This is a genomic window from bacterium, assembly GCA_016786595.1.
Classification (GTDB): Bacteria; Bdellovibrionota_C; UBA2361; order SZUA-149; family JAEUWB01; genus JAEUWB01.
In genome coordinates this window covers 266,078-282,579 of sequence record JAEUWB010000060.1, presented here as the reverse complement: position 1 = coordinate 282,579, position 16,502 = coordinate 266,078, and the positions used below count along the sequence as shown (strand labels likewise).

Genomic DNA, 16,502 nt, shown 5'->3' with positions numbered 1-16,502 from the left:
ACGTGTTGCCAATTTCAGTTGTCATTCCTGCTAAAAATGAAGCTCAGAGTATCGGGGAGGTAATCCTTGGCGTTAAGCGTTATGCGTCTGAAATTATTGTAGTTGATGGCCATTCAACTGACCAAACAAGGCGAATTGCTGAAAATCTGGGAGCAAAAATAATCCTCGATAACAAACGTGGCAAAGGTGATGCAATCCGATGTTCGATTCAGCATTTACAACAAGCGATCACAGTTTTCATTGATGCCGACGGATCGCACGACCCAGAAGACATCCCGCGATTAATCCAACCGTTACTTGACGATCAGTGCGATCATGTCGGCGGATCGAGATTACTGGGAGGTTCAAGTGAGCTGCACGGCGGCTTTGACGAATTTTTTCGGCTCACGGGCAGCTCATTTATTACAGCCTGTATCAACTGGAAATTTAAAGTGCGCTTAAGCGACAGTCAGAATGGGTTTCGCGCACTCAAGACAGAGGTATTAAAAAAACTTAATCTTCAAGAAAACAGCACCACAATTGAACAAGAAATGATTGTGCGTTCCCTCCAATATGGATTCCGTGTAAGCGAAGTTCCCACACACGAACACGCAAGAAAATTTGGCAAATCGCATATCGATTTGAAATTTGCCTGCTTTGCCTATGGGTGGTCACTGCTTAAATTAATGCTTCAATCTCAGCGTTAAGAGTCTATCTGCTCTTCAACCTCAGGCTTACGCTCTGTGACAACTACAAGCGGGTTGTTGTTCAGTATTTTTTCCATCCCAGCTGTAACCTGATCATCAACGGAACGCCCGAACGGATCAAACTGTAATCGACAGCCACTCGGAATTTGTCCGCCACCACCAGGAATACATGAAGAATTGTTTAAGAAACGCGTGCGACCTTGGTTAAAGAAATGATCGCAGTCAGAGTTATAGCGATATTCATCAACGAGGTTCACACAACCAGCACCTTCATCCCAACACGGGCGAATTGGCACCCAAATCCCTCCGGTATCCTTCACAAAATAATCATAGAGCGAGTTAGCAAAATATATCGTTTGATTATTCGCCCAAGCATTGAGCAATCCATCAGAAGGGGAATAAGGAAATCCCTTGGCCGAATCTAAGCCAGGACTAGCGTTGACCCAAGACAAGCCAAGCTGCCTTGCCGCATCATCATCTACACAAGCTGCCTGACTGTTGCCCGCAACTGGATCCTTATAGACTATCGTATGCGGCCCTACGCTACTGTTACCAAATAAAAACATATCCAAAGTGATGCGTGACTGCATCAGCGAATTGGTTACGACTTGACCTGACTCCCAGATCGAACGCGCAACAAACTCGGCACTATTGCGGCAACGTCGATCGAATGGTGGAGCACCAACGCTACCAGCTTTGATGCAATTAAATAATCCGTCAGTGAAATAAATAATGCGATCCGAAGACTCCTCCTCAAGCTTTGCTTCAGCAAACTTAGTCGCTACGTACTCCAGTAAACCTGGCCCATCTGTGTATGTCGATGTCGGAATTGGAAAAAATAAGCCGTTCATTTGCTCGGGAATATTTTCTGGGTCTGTAATTTGTCGCAAGCGGCTAAAGTTTGAACCGTCGCTTGTATCAACTGGCGACATCGGGATTTCTCGAATCGAGAAGATCTGGGCATTTAACTCTCGCGGGCTGGCAAAACCAATCGCCCCGACGCGATCTGATGGAACTCCGCGGCTTTCAAACTCATCCAAAGCTTGTTGAATGCCATTTAAAATCGGAGTTAAGGGTGAAGGCCCCAAATGTGTTCCGGCGTGACGATATTCATCAAATAAATAAAGCTTACCATCCACAATTTGGCAGCGATAATCGTCCCTAAAGTGTCGCCAAGTCTCGTTGCAATACGCATCCGCACAACTGGCACGGCGTCGACTCATTCCGTAATAAGTTTTGTTTTGTAAATTATTCGGATTAGCCGACCCATTCGGTCCAAGCATCAAACACTCAGGATCCCCCAAATTGGCATCAATACAGGGATTCGAATTTGCACTCGCACACGCAGCCAACCCACCGCTTGGATCGATCGCAAATGCCGATTCAGATTTTGCGTAATTTGGGTCGGGGGGAGGCGTTGCGGCAGGAGCATGCGTTTCATTATCAACGGATGAAGATAAATCAACCAAAAACATCATGTGCCTGGCAACCATTGTCACAATCGCAGAGCTGGACAATAAGTGCTCGTTTGAACCAATCACACGAGCAAAATATGTGCGGATTGGGTTTTGGTTAGCAGTTTGAAAATTAATTTTTACAGCATTTGCTGATTTAGTTTTTAAATCATTAGCTGGAATTTCCAGAAAACACGGCGTTGCTGCGACCCCGCAAGGGCAGGCCTTTCCTTTCTTTTCGCTACAAGTACTTGGTCGGCTGGGATACCAGCGCCCGAAAACAATTGTGCCATTAGTATTAGCTGGCTCTTTCGCGCAAGTGCCTTCTTCAGAGATTTGTCCACAGAGGTTTGCATTTTCCACTCCCGGAAGTCCAACAATTGAATTTCTACCAGCAATATAATTGGCGCGAGTAATGGCACGGTTCACTTTCGGTAGAAGTGAACCATTCTCATCGGCAGCTGTTCGTGAATATTCATATAATGCAGCAAGGCCGATATACTCCGCTTGTCGCTGCTGCTGAGAACTCGAACTACTTAAGATCCCGATATCAATCACTAGTGCTACAAGCGTTAACATCGCAAACGCAAGGAGCGCCGTTAAAATCAGTATTACCCCAGACTGGTCTACTCTATATCGGCGCACAGCAATTATCCTCCACCACAGGGGCTACCTTGATCACATTGGCAGCGTCCATTGATACACGCTGGCAGACTGTCATCGGCGCAGCAAACACTGTACAAATAGTTACATTGCAATGAATTCGTGCAGCTTCCACCACTACTTGTCGAACTCGATGAACTGGAGGAGGACGATGAACTGCTACTTGCAGAGCTACTGCTTGCGGAACTTGAGCTCGAGGTCGAACTGCTGCTTGAGCTACTTGAACTGCTTGAACTTGATGTAGAACTTGAAGTCGAGGTACTTGAACTTGCACTGGAAGAAGCGCTTGTAGACGAGGCTGACCCATTATTTTTCTCGCATTCTGCAGCACTATCACACAGGCAAACTCCCTTAACGCAAGCTACACCCATACCTCTTGCGCAACATTTCTCGGTCATGTGACTGCAATGTGAGGCGTTCTTGCATTCCAGATCGCCACTTGAAGACGAAGAAGAACTACTACTTGAGGAACTACTACTTGAAGAGCTACTAGTGCTGCTTGAACTCGAGGAAGATGCGCTAGATGAAGCAGAGGTACTTGCGCTCGTCGATGCAGAACTCGAAGCGCTGGTCGAAGATGTGCTGCTTGAACTTGACGCCGAACTAGCAGAGCTGCTCGCGCTGCTACTCGAGCTGGAGCCACCACTCGTTGAAGAAGAGCTGCTTGAAGAGGAACTACTACTCGAAGAACTACTAGAACTCGAAGATGAGGCACTACTCGATGAAGTCCCACCAGAAGAAGAAGCAGTTGATGAACTCGATGAACTTGGAGGGGGGATCTCAAAATGTTCCGGATATGATCCTAGCGGTAAATATTCTTTAAACCCATAAGAAAGGCCTTCTAGGGTAATCGGTCCAACCATTGGCAAAAACGTTTTAATAGTCCCGCGAGTGACAACTGCATAGGGATGATTTAACAGTATTGCGTCATATGAATCGGAATCAGTAATGCGCTTTCCCCCATCACATTTTCCAGTTTTCGGACACAATGTCGGGTGAACAAAATTATATTCTTCTTCCTCTTTCACGGTCCGGGCACTTTCTCCGGGCCTTACCACGGCAGCATTTAAAACGTCATCGCAATCAGTTTTAGCACCGGGAAAGCAAAATCGCTGCAATCTTGCCCAAGCATCGTCATCGGTGGAAAAAATTCCAGTTAACGCTTTATTTACTACCTCACTAACAGCAAAGCGCCGAGCTGATTCAAGCTTTTTTAATTCAACGAGATCCTCCTTCTTATTTGGATCCTTACCTCGAGAATCAATTGCCAAATCTGGGAGTTTAGATCCTAGATTAATCGACTCTTGAGTAGCTTTGGAGAGAATAGTTTGCGCTGTCATCAAGCGTGCAAAATCGACAAGGCCGACAACAATTAAGATAAAGAATCCAAATACAAAGACAAATTCGAGTATCACGATACCACGGGTAGTATGCGCAGATTGAATTTGATTCTCATTACTTGCCATGATCGTTCTTTACTAAAAGAGCTGGAGCAAGCAAAGCAATAAAGTATTCTGATGATTAAAAATCAAGCTGAAATGGCACTCCTGGATCTCCGACAACGTCTCCTTCGTCAGGACGGGCAACCATTTCGCCAAAGTCATCGGCCATTGCACGCCCGGCCATTTCGCCTTGTCGCCAAGCAGTACTACCATTGCCACCACCATAAAGGTACGGTGCTTCAAACGTAACTGTCATCGGCACCCCATCAGCCAATGAAAAGAAATTCAGATAGCGCATGGTTATTGTTGCTGCTACTGTATTATCACCATCTTCACCCGCAAAAGTAGTCGCAATCGATAGATTCTCAGGACTATAATCAATTGGCAATTTAGAGAGTCTTAATAGCTGTACCATTCTACGCTGAATGAACCATTGATTTTTTGGGCATCCGCCGAGCAACTTATTGCACTTTTCTTCTGACTCAATTGTCCACAAATTCTTCCACATTTTTTGATTGCAAAATTGACTTCCGGGCGTGTTGCCTAAATTTCCATGATTACCCTGCTCAACACAGGGCTCCAAACTTGCCATTTTCGTTGAAGTTCTCACGCCTTCATGTACGACTTGCGTTGCGTTAACGTATGAGCTCATCATTCTGCCAAAATCAATTACGCCCATCACTAATAATGTAAGAAAGGGCATAGCTGAGGCGAGTTCAGTAAAAGCAACGCCGCGTTGTCCAAGTTTTCTGTTAGAAATTCTGACCAGCATATTCACTTTCGCTCACCTTATATCTTTATAAGTATCGACAGATGCTGCGAGGAAATTTAGTATTCAAGCTGAAAAACCTATCTACTGAGGCAATTTTTCAGGTCAAGCCTACGAGGATCTCGTATAAAACTCGCTAATTTGGCCTTAAAATTTAGGGGTTTGACCCGGGAAAATGTGTTTGTTAGCTTGGCCCACCTTTGCTGGCGTAGCTCAATTGGCAGAGCAACTGATTTGTAATCAGTAGGTTGCGGGTTCAAGTCCCATCGCCAGCTTAGATATATTTGTTGTCGATGGCACTTAGAGAGCGATGGGACTTGACCCCGGAACGGGTTCGCCCATTTATTTTTTCGGCCATCGCCAGCTTAGATATATTTAAGAAGTGCGGGAGTAGCTCAGTTGGTAGAGCATCAGCCTTCCAAGCTGAGGGCCGCGAGTTCGAGTCTCGTCTCCCGCTCCATTGGTTAGGTGGATATTCTAACTGTGATTCGGGAGATGAGACTCGAACTCCGTCATTGCTTAGGCAATGACAAGTATTACTACGAGTCTGACAAGTGTTTGTACTTGTCTATCGTCTCCCGCTCCAGCCTTCGCGGCTCTGCCGACTCCGGCTGGCAGGCCGGTTAAAAAGCGAAGGCTGTCCGCCGTAGCCTTGCCGAAGGTGGACAGATAGTTGAAGCTAGTTACATATGGAGAGATAGCGAAGTGGCCAAACGCGACGGGCTGTAAACTCGTTGACTCACGTCTTCGAAGGTTCGAATCCTTCTCTCTCCAAATCTCTTCCTTTTTTAGATAGAGCATATAATGCAAAGTCTGGATGAAGGACGAGGAAAGAAAGTGCTGAGCACCGGAGTTTATATAGAAATAAATGAGGAGCGGAGGCGCTTTCTTGACCAAGTAATTCGCCAGAATTTACATTATATGCCCACGTAGCTCAGTGGTAGAGCACTTCCTTGGTAAGGAAGAGGTCTCGAGTTCAATCCTCGACGTGGGCTCCAACAACATCTAAAATCACCACAGGTGCAAGTCAAGGATTGAACCGTCCCGGCTTGGCCGGGACAGGTTAACTCTGCATCCTCGACGTGGGCTCCAGCCTTCGCTCCTTCGGAGACTCCGGCTGGCAAGCTAGTTAGAAAGCGAAGGCTGTCCGCCGTAGCCTTGCCGAAGGTGGACAGCTTCGCGGCTCTGCCGACTCCGGCTGGAAGGTCAGCTGATTTGTAGAGCAGTTTTAAGAGAAATCCCCGCCAAAGCTGCGTCGGACGACACAAGCGAGACGCCTCTTTCTTAACTCCTGATGCGCTGCTATATCTACTGACTAGAACGATCATTCTAGTCAGCAAGAAGGTGGCCTAATGAAAGCCTTGCACTTTAACTCTCACGGCAGTTTTGATGCTTTAAAATTCGGCTCTGTCTCCGATCCTAAAATTACTGATGACCACGCGTTAATCCGGGTTCGCGCCTGTGCGATGAATCATCTTGATGTGTGGGTATTAAAAGGATGGCCAGAGTTGAAGTTGCCAATGCCGCACATTGGTGGATCCGACATCGCTGGTGAGATTGTTGAGCTTCCGAAAAAGGCCTTTGGCTGGCGCACTGGAGACCGTGTCGTAGTTTGCCCGGGATACGTGATTGGCGAAGATGAATGGACAAGATCCGGCGAAGAAAGTGTTAGTCCGAATTATCGTGTGATTGGGGAAAGTTCCTGGGGTGGTTTTGCTGAGTATGCCGCTGTGCCTCTCAAGAACTTGGTTGCTCTTCCAAAAGATTTTTCTTTTTCTGAAGGTGCTGCACCGTTACTGGTCGGCACAACTGCTTGGCGCATGTTTAAGCACCGTGTGCGCCTACAGTCCGGCGAGACGGTATTAATTGTTGGCGCTGGTGGGGGCGTAAATAGTTTTTCTGTGCAACTTGCAAAGTTCTTTGGCGCAAAAGTGGTTGCCTTGACAAGTACTGAGGCAAAAATGGCTAACGCCCGTGCCCTCGGAGCAGACCACGTGCTTAACTACACTACTAATCCAGATTGGAGCCGTGAAGTGCGCAGTTTAACTAATGGGCGTGGAGTAGATGTCGTTGTCGACAACGTAGGGTCAAAAACTATCGTGCAGTCGATTCGCTCTGCCCGTCGTGGTGGCCGGATTGTAACTGTGGGTAATACTTCCGGACCGGTAGTAACATTTGACAACCGTTTAATTTTCACCAAGCAATTAAGCATCCTCGGATCAACAATGGGCAGCGCGCAAGATTTCAAGGAAATGCTTGAGCAGTCGATTTGGACTAAGAAGGTGCGTCCCGTAATTGACTCAGAAATTCCACTAGCTGAAGGTCGATTTGGCTATGAAAAGCTCGAGCGTGGAGAACAGTTTGGCAAGGTGATTTTAATTCCATAGCATTTTTTGCCAAACGCTATGGTGGAATTATTTTAGCGTCTCTCTAACTTGCTGCAAAAATTGATGCAACTGCTGGTGCGAGTCGGGATATTTCTTAAAACGGTCTAGCACCTTGAGAACTGCCCCTTGGGCTTCTCGCAATAGTTGTTGGTCCTGATCGACCTTATTACCAGACGAAACTGTGTTAGAAATCTTTGCAAGGATCTGGTCTTTTGCTTCAACTGCGCCCTCTTCGTTCTGTCGCAAAAACTCCAACTCGTCTCGCAGGTCAACAACATACCAAGGGTCTAAGCTCAGGCCATCCGTGAAATAGACCTGTTTATCGCTCGGTGGGTTTTGGATCAAAAACGAACAAAAGCTGTCGCACACTTCATTTTCATCATGACCAGAATGTCCGTAGACAAATTTAGATTTAATCTCAACTCCACGAGCTAACTCAAGATAGACGCGCCAAAGTCCGAGGTTTTTTACCTTGCGTTTGTCGGCTGTCTTCCAGCCGTTTTTTTGCCAGGTGTGGATGTATTGAGTTGCGCTTTTAAGGACATACTCGCTATCGGATGTCCAAAAAACAGTTGGCGAGGCTGGCTCGAGCAAAGGTCGTAAAGCAAACCCTAAAAGGGCTGCAATAATTTCTGCTTCATTGTTAGTGGCATTTCCCAGGTATGCTCCGATTTTAATCGGCAATGCAGAATCTGACGCATAAAACAAGCATGCAGATGCAGCGCCTTCGGCGCGCGATCCTCCGTCACTAAAAATTTTTATTGCTTGATCTGAAGCTACTTCAGTCATGAAACCAGTTTGTATTAATTATTCCGTGCCGCGAAGCTGCGCTAATAATTCTGGATTGGCAAGGATTTCTTTAATTACATCTTGAGCAAGTTTGGCTGGCTTTCCCCCATCGATAAACTCACGCAATGCGCGATTAATTAAAACCTGATAGCCAAGCCCTTCTTCGTCGGCTTGTTCTTTAAAAAAACGCACGATGTCTCCATCGAGATTCATTGTGACTTTTACACGCAAATGCCGGTCCGGATCCTTAGCAGCGGATTGTCGCTCTTGTGATTTCCCGAAAAGTGCTCGCTTTGCAGCGTTTGAAAAATTAATTTCCTGATTCATATCAATAAGTTACCAGTTATATGCCATATTCTGTCTGGCATATAACCATATATTTTTTATTAAAGCACGCTTTTTATTGACTTTAGCATAACTTTAGTGCAAATTAGTTTGCAATACAGACTAGTCTGAGAGACTAATGGAGATGAGCATATGGAGCGTCAAGAAGTGATTGAGCAGGCGATCAAAGATATTTCTCTGATTCGCCAAGTGTTAGAACGAACTGGAGATGGCAATCAAACCGCCGGGGTCTTCGGAGAAATTTCTGCGGCAACAAATAAGTTACGTTGTCGCATTCTCGGCCTAGCGTCGATACTTGCTTTTGCGTTTTGCATTTTAGAATTAGTCACTAATCACAGTCAAACAGCGCTACTACTTCTGTCTAAGAATAATTTCATTGTCCAAAAAATCGGCGTACTACAAACCGCAGCAGGACTTTTTGTGTTGTGCTGCGCGCTATTTGTGATGGTCGAAATTACTGCAAAGAAAGAAGAAGAAGACTTAGATAGTTATATCTCACGCTATTTTTCTTACTTAAGAAATCTAGGATTATTTTCCGACCTACTAGTTAAATTTATTATTTTTTCGCTTTTTATTTTTGCTGGACAGGCGGAGTGGATTGCTCCCCTACTTTTAGTCTTTACCGGTGACTATTTGTTTCAAGGTCGACTATTTATTTTTCCTGTGCGCATCAGCATTGGCCTGGGCATTGTTTGCATGCTCTTGGCCGCTTTGCAGTTTTATTTAGCAGACCCGCAACTTTGGTTTCCTTGCGCAGTTTTTGCCACGATTGCCACTAGTTCCCTGTATTGGACCCTAAAACACGCAGGTCCCGTAACGACAAACGCTTAAGGATTGTAACGATGTCATTTGAAACAATTATTGCGCAAGACTCACTACTGGCCGATCGAGTGCGCCTAGCAATTGTGACTTATTTGGCCAAAGCCAAATCGGTAGTTGAATTCAATGAATTGTTAAGTGCCCTTGCGTTAACCAAGGGCAATCTCTCTAGTCACATGCGCAAATTAGAAGCAGCAGGAATTGTCGCTGTAAACAAAGAATTTATCAATCGCAAGCCACGCACGACCTATGAAATTTCTAAAAAAGGAGAGAAGGAATTGCTCCAATACATAAACGCATTGGAGAGCGTGGTTCAGTTCTTGAAGAAGGGTAGTAAGTGAGGGTGTATGACGTTTTCCAAAGGTTATCTATTACGTTTTGCAATTGCGGGAACAAGTTTTTTTGCTGCTGCTTACTATGCACTTGATATATACAAGTTTCTTCCTCCGTCAAACGTTGCGGCGACAGATGATTTTAGCCCACTATTCTCTAAGCCTGTTATAGGAATTATCCTCGGCATGGCTTTCTTGTCTGGAGGTTTTCTGGCAGGGTCCATTCTTGCCGCGACCAATTTAAAAAGAAAATTTCCGTGGATAAAAGCTATTGCCCTCGGGTTTCTAGTTACAATTATTAGCGCATTTGGAGGTGGGTTTTCTTTTTATCTTTCCGGCTCGGAAATGCGTTTGGATGAAACTGCTTATCTAATCTCTTTAAAAGAAGCCTTTCTCATAATTTTTTGCAGTATATACTTCGGCGTGTTTGGCGCGCTTTTCGTTACCCCAATTTCTCTGCCGATTGGTGGAGCAACCGGATTAGCATTGTATTCAGCTTCGTGGTGTTATTGGAGATTGCGAGGTAATTCAAATGAATAGCGCAAAATTAACATCGGCGCTGATTTTTAGTGCAGCCGCCCTAGGCGCCACAATTCTTTTTCTGCTCTCGGTGGGAGTTGGAACGAGTTCAACTAATTTTCGTGAATTTTCTGAAATGCGCGGAATTCTGATAATGTTTATTCCGGCAATTATTGCAGCAGGAGTTATCGGCTGGCGTCGCGCAAATAAATTTCTGAAAACAACGATTGGTAAGGCAGCTGGTGAAGGAATCGTAGTTGCCTTATTGAGTACTTTTGCGGGCGGCATCATACTTCCATGCTTCAGAGCGTTGATGTCGATCGGATGGGCAGTCATATGTCTATTCAACTCCAATGTTCATAGTTGTGGTGGAGACATTGCATGGTCAGCTATTCTCAGAGGTTTACAGAGCATTGCAATATTTCCCATTGGCTGCCTGGCTATCACATGGTGGGTAACATTACCTATGGGCGTAGCAGGTGGTGTCCTGGTTAAAATTCTTATCAATAGCAAATCAGATCCCAATTTATCTTCCCAATTGCCTACAGGAGAGCAGTTATGACAGTTGATGCCTTACGACGCATTGCAGCCAGCAATCACTTCCAGACCTATGCCGCCAAACAAACCTTAAAGCATAATCAGAAATCATCTTCGTTTAGTAATTTGGTAAGCTTGCTTTTGCTGTTTGCTCCGGCGGTGGGTTTTGGGGTGCTCTTATTAGGCATACACTTAGAGATTATCTCCGTCCCGTCTAATTTATTAAAAAATTTATCGGTAGAATTTTATATCATCATACTGTTTGGAGTGATTGCCACAATCGGCGGAGTTTGTGATTGGGTGTTTCACAGACTCTATGTAGCTTCAGGACCCAACGAACATAAAAGTCATTTACTGGCTTTGGGCACGGGCGGGGTGCCGCTTTTTGTCCTCATGGCTTGGGCAAGCGTTACCCCTGAACCTGGGAAATTTCTGATCCCGATTATTGTGATTCTGCTCTATACCACGACTCTCATTTGTTACGACGAATTTCAGTTTCATTTGAAACGTTGTCGCCCCTTAGAGACTTTGTTCCATCGCATGCTAGTGTTTGGAAATGGCATTGCGTTTCTAGCGTGGCTGCACTGGATCTACGTCTAATGTTTACAAGCATCAGCGAATTATATGACCATTCAATGCTTGAGCCTGCTCGGGCGGATTTTTCATCTGGAGCACGATGGATGAAAAGTTGGCTTGAACATTTAAGAAATAGGGCTTTACCTGAGCAAAATATTAATTGGGCTTATTACGGAATTATTAAATATACAATTTGCTTAGTAGGAGCTCTACTCTTTGCCTTACTAGCTTCGCCGTTAGGTTACTTAAGTCAATTTATTATATTTGCTCTGGTCTTTTATGCACTAGAAGCGCAAATGGTTTTTCTTTTTCCCTTGTTATTAGAAGGAGGAGAAATTGAAATTTGGAAGCGCAGTCTAAAACTATCCAATCAAGCCGGTGGAACTGTAAAAGTCATGCTCACCGTAATTCCGATTGCTGCAACTATGATTTTTGGAGGTTTCTTTCGTGCTCCACTTCGTCGAGGCAATTTCGTCCGCGCTTGGTGTATTGGTTGCTTAGCGATTATCGTTTGGTACGAACGTTTACGTGTGGAGGAAGAGTTGTGCAAGCAGAACTAAGCCCCAGGCTAGATATTTTCTGCACTAACGATATTACTATTCGTCGGGAGACGGTTTCGCGTCATATTGGCAGATCAATCCTTTTCTTAAGCGATCTGCATTTAGGAGCACCCGGTAGTAAGCGTCTAGTCTCTCAGCTGATCGAAACAATCGCTAGTGTTCGAGCTGATGTGATTCTTTTTGGTGGTGATTTATTAGATTGGATTCCAGCTTGGGAGCTTTTAGAAGAGCTCCTGAGTACCTTGCCCAAAAATATTCCATGGGGAGTCGTGTCTGGAAATCATGATCGTATTGCGGGATTTGATCGTTTAAAAAATATTATTAAGGCTGCAGGTGGGATTTGGCTGGAAGACGGTGTGCTTGAGATCCAAGGCGTAACAACTCGTTTACTAATTACCGGAAATCCCCAAGCTAGTTATAGCAACAAAGACTTTAACATCTTATGCCTGCATGATCCTTCTGAGATTATGCGGGCTCCTAAGGATTATTTTAAACTTGTTCTTGCGGGGCATTTGCATGGGAGTCAATGTGTTCTTCAAGAAAAAAATGAGCTTTTGTATCCAGGAGCTTTCTTTTTTCGCTGGAATGGTCTTCGTTTTCGAGTCGGCGAGACTTTATTAATTGTCAGCAGAGGACTGCACGATAGCATTCCAATTCGCTACAACTGCCCACGCGAGGTAATACTATGCCAAATCTAGATCGAACATTATTAGTTTGGACCTTATTTTTTATAACAACAGTCTATGGCCATATCGGTCTGAAGATTGCAATGCACGGTGCGCACCCTGAGAATTATAGCGCACAGCTAGTTAGTTTTTGGGGCATCAGCTCTTTTCTGTCCTGGGTCATTTCGGGCTTAATCTGGGCGGCGATTCTTAGTGACCAAAGTTTAACCCATGCCAATGCTATTTCAGCATTACGCTACGTATTGATTGCACTTGCTGCCTATCTTTTTCTCTCGGAAAAAGTTGATATCTTTACATTGATTGGTTCGGGCTTAATTGTCTCTGGAATTTATTTAATCGCTTATGCGCAAACTTAAATCAGGGTAATTTATCTTTCAAGACTACGCTTTGCTTGGAGTTAGTGCCCGGATAGTTAACTTCAAAGTCATCGCCCGTAACACCGGGGACATTAACAAAATATAAATAGACTAATAATGGGTCTGCATGAGGAGCAAGACTTTCTGGTTCTAGAACCTTGCCATCACTATCGGAAACTACAACTCGCTCTGCTGACAATTCCTTGTCTCTTAATTTGAGTTGATAATTCCACGGATTAAGCCAGCGGAAATCCTCGGCCCCATCACTTAACTCCAAACCAACAACCAGTTCTCCGTTCTTCTGCAGCACTTCGACCTTCTTGACGCGCGCGTCTATCGGCATTGCCGTACTGAGTTGTAAACGCTGAAATTCAAAAAAACCTGAAACTATGGTCAGTAAAATTAATAGCCCAACAAGCGGGCCACGTCCGTCAAAACGAAATGTTGGAATAAAATCATAAAATTCTCGTTGCAAGGAAAGCTCATGCCGAGCAGGGGCCGGTAAAAGCGAGATAAACGTGGCCGACCAAATTCCAAAGCCAATTGCTGAACTTAGCGAGGAAACGCAAGAACGCAAGATCTGCGCGGTCAAATTATTCGAAGAATGTAACAGCAAATTAACTACCAACAGTGGGATCAAAGCAGAGGCTATTAAAATTAGCGCTACCTGAAAAGCGATTTGCAAGCTACGGGCAGAGAGACGAGAGGACCGACCAAAACCAAGATCAAACAGTGGACGGTTTGAAAATAAATTGCGGTCAAGCTCCTCTTGCTGATCTTCATCACTAGCAGGCTTGCGAAATTTTTCCAGCACAATCTCGGCTGAAGTAAACGCAGGGGACCAGATTAAAAACATCAGGATAATAATACCAGGAAAAATCAATCCATAAATTCCAGCGACAACAAAAAAACCTACAAGTGTGTAACTAAAAAATGACTTTGGTAAATTTGTTAAAGCTTCTTGGGCAATCTGACTAACTGCAGGTTGTTCCCCGCGTGCCAGTCTGACATTTGCCAAGTTAATCGAAACAAGTGCCCAAGCATTTGCCAATGCGGTAGCAAGCATTACCAAAACTCGAGTTTGCAGTTCGATCCGCTTACTGTAAATGAAATAAACAGATACAAGCTCTAGTAACATGGGTACTGTTGCAAGTAATAAATATGTATGCAGATGATGCAATGACCAACTAATGCCACGATCTAGTGGAGAATTATTGTAGTGATTACTATCACTATCTTGTGCTGTCTTATTGGGGATAATTTCTTCGGTTTGCATGCAGTCTGTCTTCTATATAAATTGGACCTTCACTATCTAAATGAGAACCGGCGTCTTTACAACTTTTATACTTAAGTGCAACCAAAATGCTGCGCCTGGCATCCCCTTCCTAATGCGGCATTTTAACCGCCTTGCAGGTGACGCACAAAGCATAGGACTCCCTACTAAGCTTGAAGGAATTGCTGAGCTTACAACCAACTTGCGCAAACTTCTGGCTACAGCACAGCCAGAAGTAAATTGCGACTTAAGAATTAAAGTAATCTTAAGCCCTGCTGGCCTTGAATTTACAATCACACCACTAAATAGACGTTGGCAAAAACCTGGAGGAATTAGCTTAAAGGTTTTTAATGGCACACGCCCTAAGGCCAATATCAAGCATAGCGATCTTAGTGTATCTGAAGCTGCAAGCCAAGCAGCTGCTCATGCACAAGCAGAAGAGGCCCTACTTGTCGACAAGCATGATCTTGTTAGAGAAGGGGCCTGGAGCAATATTTTTTGGTTTGACCGAACAGGCACTCTTTATACTAATCGCAAGCAAGCACTCCCGGGGATTATCCAGTCGGTGATCATCGAGCAAACGGCTGCAATCGATACAGAAATTACACTTGCCGACTTAGTTAACCTAGCCAGCGAAGTTTTTATCACCAATGCTGTCGAATTGGTAGTTCCAGTGCGGCAATTACTTACCGAGAGTGGGTGCTACAATTTTTTGCCTGGTCCATTAACAAGAAAAATTCAAGAATTAGTCCACGCTCAGGCGCTAATCGAGGAGTATCTGCTTGAAACTTGAGTCACTACTTAAATCCTCTGACCCAATTTTAATGGGAATCTTAAATATCACTCCCGACTCTTTTAGTGACGGGGGTTTATATCTTGATTCTAAGCAGGCAGTCCTACATGCGAAAGAACTACTTTCTCACGGCGCACAAATTATCGACATCGGAGGAGAGTCTACCGGGCCGGGCTCGCAAGCTGTTCCTGCTAGTGAAGAACTTGAGCGTGTGCGTAAGCCTGTCGAAACTCTAGTCGAGAGTGCGATTATTTCTGTCGACACTTATAAGGCGGCTGTTGCTAAGATTGCGATCGATAGTGGAGCACAAATTATCAACGATGTGTCAGCCTTACGCGCCGATCCCGCGATGGCTGCTTTAATTGCTTCAACCCAAGCTTATATTGTGTTGATGTACTCCAAAGAACCGGGATGCTCTCCACATGCTAAGCCGACTAATTTTCGTTACCAAGATATAATTGCAACAATTTCTGAATTTTTTGAAAAGCAGCTCGATTTTGCAACGACATCTGGGATTCAACCCAAACAAATTATTCTCGATCCGGGCATGGGGCAATTTATCAGCGCAGATCCAAATTATTCTTGGGAATTACTCTCGAGACTTGATGAATTGGCAAAGAAGTTCGATTTCCCTTTTTTAGTTGGGACTTCTCGCAAGAGTTTTTTGAAAACAAAACTACCTGTAACTCATAGCCTCGAAGAGCTTGATCAGCTTTCTGAGCAGACAGCAAAATTAGCAATTCAAAAGGGTGCAAAGATTATTCGCCTACATAATCTTGGGGGCATACTTGACAAGGCGACATCCTAGTCACCGATCTAGACACTAATCAAGTAATATGCTAAGAATGAGCGTTCTATCTAGTATTTTCGCTGTTTTTCCTTGAAACTTGTCGAACTTGAAGCTAGAAAAATTTTCTTTTTCACGCTGGCAGATCTCACTTAAGTGTAACTGTCGTGCTAAATTTTATTTAACGCAGATGATTACAAGCATCACCTGTAACGTGGTTTTCCAAGGGTTATAAACAAGGTTGCTTGAGTGACTTGTAAGAAAACTCGTTAAGAGGAGATTAGCTTATGATTGGAAGTATTCTCGTAAAATCATTCATGCTGGGGTTGGCAGGACTATTACTGGCTGTCGCCTTGATTACATTAATTAACTTCAAACATCTTCGTGACTGTGAAAAAATTTACGCAAGAATTGTCTACCGCCGCCGTAGAACTCAAAAGCGCCGACGTCGTCTAGCGACACATCCGACCTCACATCGCATCCGTAGAGTTCGCGAACTGAGAGAACTAGCGCAGGGCTAGAAACTAATCTGCCTTATTCACTCACTAACGTCCTTTAAATACGAGGTATTTCCTTTTGGGTGTAGTATACCCACCCGACATGATCTCCAATCCACAAATATATCTTTTAATTTGAGCCTTTAACGCTACTTAACTTACCTATTCAAGTAAATTGCATATCCAGCCGATATATCAGGCAGCTATTGGTAAAATATGGGCTGCGGTGCAG

General features: G+C 44.5%; 19 protein-coding genes and 4 tRNA genes. 17 read left to right on the top strand and 6 right to left on the bottom strand.

Going from position 1 to position 16,502, the window contains the following annotated elements; genetic code table 11:
• Positions 1-2 precede the first annotated feature (2 nt).
• The gene (locus tag JNK13_12055; GenBank protein MBL7663472.1) at positions 3-686 is read left to right on the top strand and encodes a glycosyltransferase family 2 protein; all 684 of its coding nucleotides are present in this window, start codon (positions 3-5) and stop codon (positions 684-686) included.
• On the opposite strand, the gene JNK13_12050 is transcribed toward JNK13_12055, so the two are convergent.
• Genes JNK13_12050 through JNK13_12040 form a run of 3 tightly spaced genes read right to left on the bottom strand, consistent with a single transcriptional unit; the run spans position 683 to position 5,023 of the window.
• A complete protein-coding gene (locus JNK13_12050; protein MBL7663471.1) occupies positions 683-2,785 on the bottom strand; it encodes a hypothetical protein in 2,103 nt (700 codons plus the stop codon). The two genes, JNK13_12055 and JNK13_12050, sit on opposite strands and share 4 nt — an antisense overlap.
• 5 nt (positions 2,786-2,790) lie before the next feature.
• The gene (locus JNK13_12045) at positions 2,791-4,269 is read right to left on the bottom strand and encodes a pilus assembly protein (GenBank protein MBL7663470.1); all 1,479 of its coding nucleotides are present in this window, start codon (positions 4,267-4,269) and stop codon (positions 2,791-2,793) included.
• Between the two features lie 55 nt (positions 4,270-4,324).
• Positions 4,325-5,023, bottom strand: coding sequence for a pilus assembly protein (locus JNK13_12040; GenBank protein ID MBL7663469.1), 699 nt, complete (start codon positions 5,021-5,023; stop codon positions 4,325-4,327).
• Between the two features lie 193 nt (positions 5,024-5,216).
• On the opposite strand from JNK13_12040, the gene JNK13_12035 reads away from it, so the two are divergent.
• The 5 genes from JNK13_12035 to JNK13_12015 all read left to right on the top strand — a co-directional run bounded on the left by JNK13_12035 (position 5,217) and on the right by JNK13_12015 (position 7,401).
• A tRNA-Thr gene (locus JNK13_12035) sits at positions 5,217-5,289 on the top strand.
• A gap of 109 nt (positions 5,290-5,398) precedes the next feature.
• Positions 5,399-5,474 (top strand) — tRNA-Gly (locus JNK13_12030).
• Between the two features lie 231 nt (positions 5,475-5,705).
• Positions 5,706-5,788 (top strand) — tRNA-Tyr (locus JNK13_12025).
• Positions 5,789-5,937: 149 nt separating this feature from the next.
• Positions 5,938-6,012 (top strand) — tRNA-Thr (locus JNK13_12020).
• Positions 6,013-6,366: 354 nt separating this feature from the next.
• Positions 6,367-7,401: a zinc-binding dehydrogenase gene (locus tag JNK13_12015; protein ID MBL7663468.1), complete on the top strand. Its 1,035-nt coding sequence runs from the start codon at positions 6,367-6,369 to the stop codon at positions 7,399-7,401.
• A 27-nt stretch (positions 7,402-7,428) separates the two neighbouring features.
• Here JNK13_12015 and JNK13_12010 read toward each other — a convergent pair whose 3' ends face one another.
• Positions 7,429-8,190 carry a hypothetical protein gene (locus JNK13_12010; GenBank protein ID MBL7663467.1) on the bottom strand — a complete coding sequence of 254 codons (762 nt, stop codon included), beginning with the start codon at positions 8,188-8,190 and terminating at the stop codon, positions 7,429-7,431.
• An 18-nt stretch (positions 8,191-8,208) separates the two neighbouring features.
• The gene (locus JNK13_12005) at positions 8,209-8,517 is read right to left on the bottom strand and encodes a BrnA antitoxin family protein (GenBank protein MBL7663466.1); all 309 of its coding nucleotides are present in this window, start codon (positions 8,515-8,517) and stop codon (positions 8,209-8,211) included.
• A gap of 150 nt (positions 8,518-8,667) precedes the next feature.
• Here JNK13_12005 and JNK13_12000 point away from each other — a divergent pair, with 150 nt between their 5' ends.
• The 8 genes from JNK13_12000 (at position 8,668) to JNK13_11965 (ending at position 12,920) form a co-directional block, all read left to right on the top strand.
• Complete coding sequence (locus tag JNK13_12000) at positions 8,668-9,366, top strand: hypothetical protein (GenBank protein MBL7663465.1); 699 nt, start codon at positions 8,668-8,670, stop codon at positions 9,364-9,366.
• An 11-nt stretch (positions 9,367-9,377) separates the two neighbouring features.
• Positions 9,378-9,695 carry a transcriptional regulator gene (locus JNK13_11995; GenBank protein ID MBL7663464.1) on the top strand — a complete coding sequence of 106 codons (318 nt, stop codon included), beginning with the start codon at positions 9,378-9,380 and terminating at the stop codon, positions 9,693-9,695.
• Between the two features lie 6 nt (positions 9,696-9,701).
• The gene (locus JNK13_11990; protein ID MBL7663463.1) at positions 9,702-10,226 is read left to right on the top strand and encodes a hypothetical protein; all 525 of its coding nucleotides are present in this window, start codon (positions 9,702-9,704) and stop codon (positions 10,224-10,226) included.
• Positions 10,219-10,767 carry a hypothetical protein gene (locus tag JNK13_11985; GenBank protein ID MBL7663462.1) on the top strand — a complete coding sequence of 183 codons (549 nt, stop codon included), beginning with the start codon at positions 10,219-10,221 and terminating at the stop codon, positions 10,765-10,767. Before JNK13_11990 ends, JNK13_11985 begins: the two co-directional genes overlap by 8 nt.
• 146 nt (positions 10,768-10,913) lie before the next feature.
• Positions 10,914-11,342: a hypothetical protein gene (locus JNK13_11980; GenBank protein MBL7663461.1), complete on the top strand. Its 429-nt coding sequence runs from the start codon at positions 10,914-10,916 to the stop codon at positions 11,340-11,342.
• 272 nt (positions 11,343-11,614) lie between these two features.
• The gene (locus JNK13_11975) at positions 11,615-11,878 is read left to right on the top strand and encodes a hypothetical protein (GenBank protein MBL7663460.1); all 264 of its coding nucleotides are present in this window, start codon (positions 11,615-11,617) and stop codon (positions 11,876-11,878) included.
• Positions 11,863-12,576, top strand: coding sequence for a metallophosphoesterase family protein (locus JNK13_11970; protein MBL7663459.1), 714 nt, complete (start codon positions 11,863-11,865; stop codon positions 12,574-12,576). The genes JNK13_11975 and JNK13_11970 overlap by 16 nt, the downstream gene beginning before the upstream one ends.
• A complete protein-coding gene (locus JNK13_11965) occupies positions 12,564-12,920 on the top strand; it encodes an EamA family transporter (protein MBL7663458.1) in 357 nt (118 codons plus the stop codon). Before JNK13_11970 ends, JNK13_11965 begins: the two co-directional genes overlap by 13 nt.
• 1 nt (position 12,921) lies before the next feature.
• Here the strand turns inward: JNK13_11965 and JNK13_11960 are convergent, their stop codons facing one another.
• A complete protein-coding gene (locus tag JNK13_11960; GenBank protein ID MBL7663457.1) occupies positions 12,922-14,196 on the bottom strand; it encodes a hypothetical protein in 1,275 nt (424 codons plus the stop codon).
• Positions 14,197-14,236: 40 nt separating this feature from the next.
• Between JNK13_11960 and JNK13_11955 the strand changes: the two genes are divergently transcribed.
• The 3 genes from JNK13_11955 (at position 14,237) to JNK13_11945 (ending at position 16,294) form a co-directional block, all read left to right on the top strand.
• Complete coding sequence (locus JNK13_11955; GenBank protein MBL7663456.1) at positions 14,237-14,986, top strand: aminotransferase class IV; 750 nt, start codon at positions 14,237-14,239, stop codon at positions 14,984-14,986.
• A complete protein-coding gene (gene folP, locus JNK13_11950) occupies positions 14,976-15,794 on the top strand; it encodes a dihydropteroate synthase (protein ID MBL7663455.1) in 819 nt (272 codons plus the stop codon). Before JNK13_11955 ends, folP begins: the two co-directional genes overlap by 11 nt.
• 266 nt (positions 15,795-16,060) lie before the next feature.
• Complete coding sequence (locus tag JNK13_11945) at positions 16,061-16,294, top strand: hypothetical protein (protein ID MBL7663454.1); 234 nt, start codon at positions 16,061-16,063, stop codon at positions 16,292-16,294.
• The last annotated feature ends 208 nt before the right edge of the window (positions 16,295-16,502 follow it).

Bases quoted from the DNA above. Each gene is read 5' to 3' on its own strand.
- JNK13_12045 (MBL7663470.1), bottom strand. From the start codon at position 4,269: ATGGCAAGTAATGAGAATCAAATTCAATCTGCGCATACTACCCGTGGT.
- JNK13_12015 (MBL7663468.1), top strand. From the start codon at position 6,367: ATGAAAGCCTTGCACTTTAACTCTCACGGCAGTTTTGATGCTTTAAAA.
- JNK13_12010 (MBL7663467.1), bottom strand. From the start codon at position 8,190: ATGACTGAAGTAGCTTCAGATCAAGCAATAAAAATTTTTAGTGACGGA.
- JNK13_12005 (MBL7663466.1), bottom strand. From the start codon at position 8,517: ATGAATCAGGAAATTAATTTTTCAAACGCTGCAAAGCGAGCACTTTTC.
- JNK13_12000 (MBL7663465.1), top strand. From the start codon at position 8,668: ATGGAGCGTCAAGAAGTGATTGAGCAGGCGATCAAAGATATTTCTCTG.
- JNK13_11995 (MBL7663464.1), top strand. From the start codon at position 9,378: ATGTCATTTGAAACAATTATTGCGCAAGACTCACTACTGGCCGATCGA.
- JNK13_11990 (MBL7663463.1), top strand. From the start codon at position 9,702: ATGACGTTTTCCAAAGGTTATCTATTACGTTTTGCAATTGCGGGAACA.
- JNK13_11985 (MBL7663462.1), top strand. From the start codon at position 10,219: ATGAATAGCGCAAAATTAACATCGGCGCTGATTTTTAGTGCAGCCGCC.
- JNK13_11975 (MBL7663460.1), top strand. From the start codon at position 11,615: ATGGTTTTTCTTTTTCCCTTGTTATTAGAAGGAGGAGAAATTGAAATT.
- JNK13_11965 (MBL7663458.1), top strand. From the start codon at position 12,564: ATGCCAAATCTAGATCGAACATTATTAGTTTGGACCTTATTTTTTATA.
- JNK13_11960 (MBL7663457.1), bottom strand. From the start codon at position 14,196: ATGCAAACCGAAGAAATTATCCCCAATAAGACAGCACAAGATAGTGAT.
- JNK13_11955 (MBL7663456.1), top strand. From the start codon at position 14,237: ATGAGAACCGGCGTCTTTACAACTTTTATACTTAAGTGCAACCAAAAT.
- JNK13_11945 (MBL7663454.1), top strand. From the start codon at position 16,061: ATGATTGGAAGTATTCTCGTAAAATCATTCATGCTGGGGTTGGCAGGA.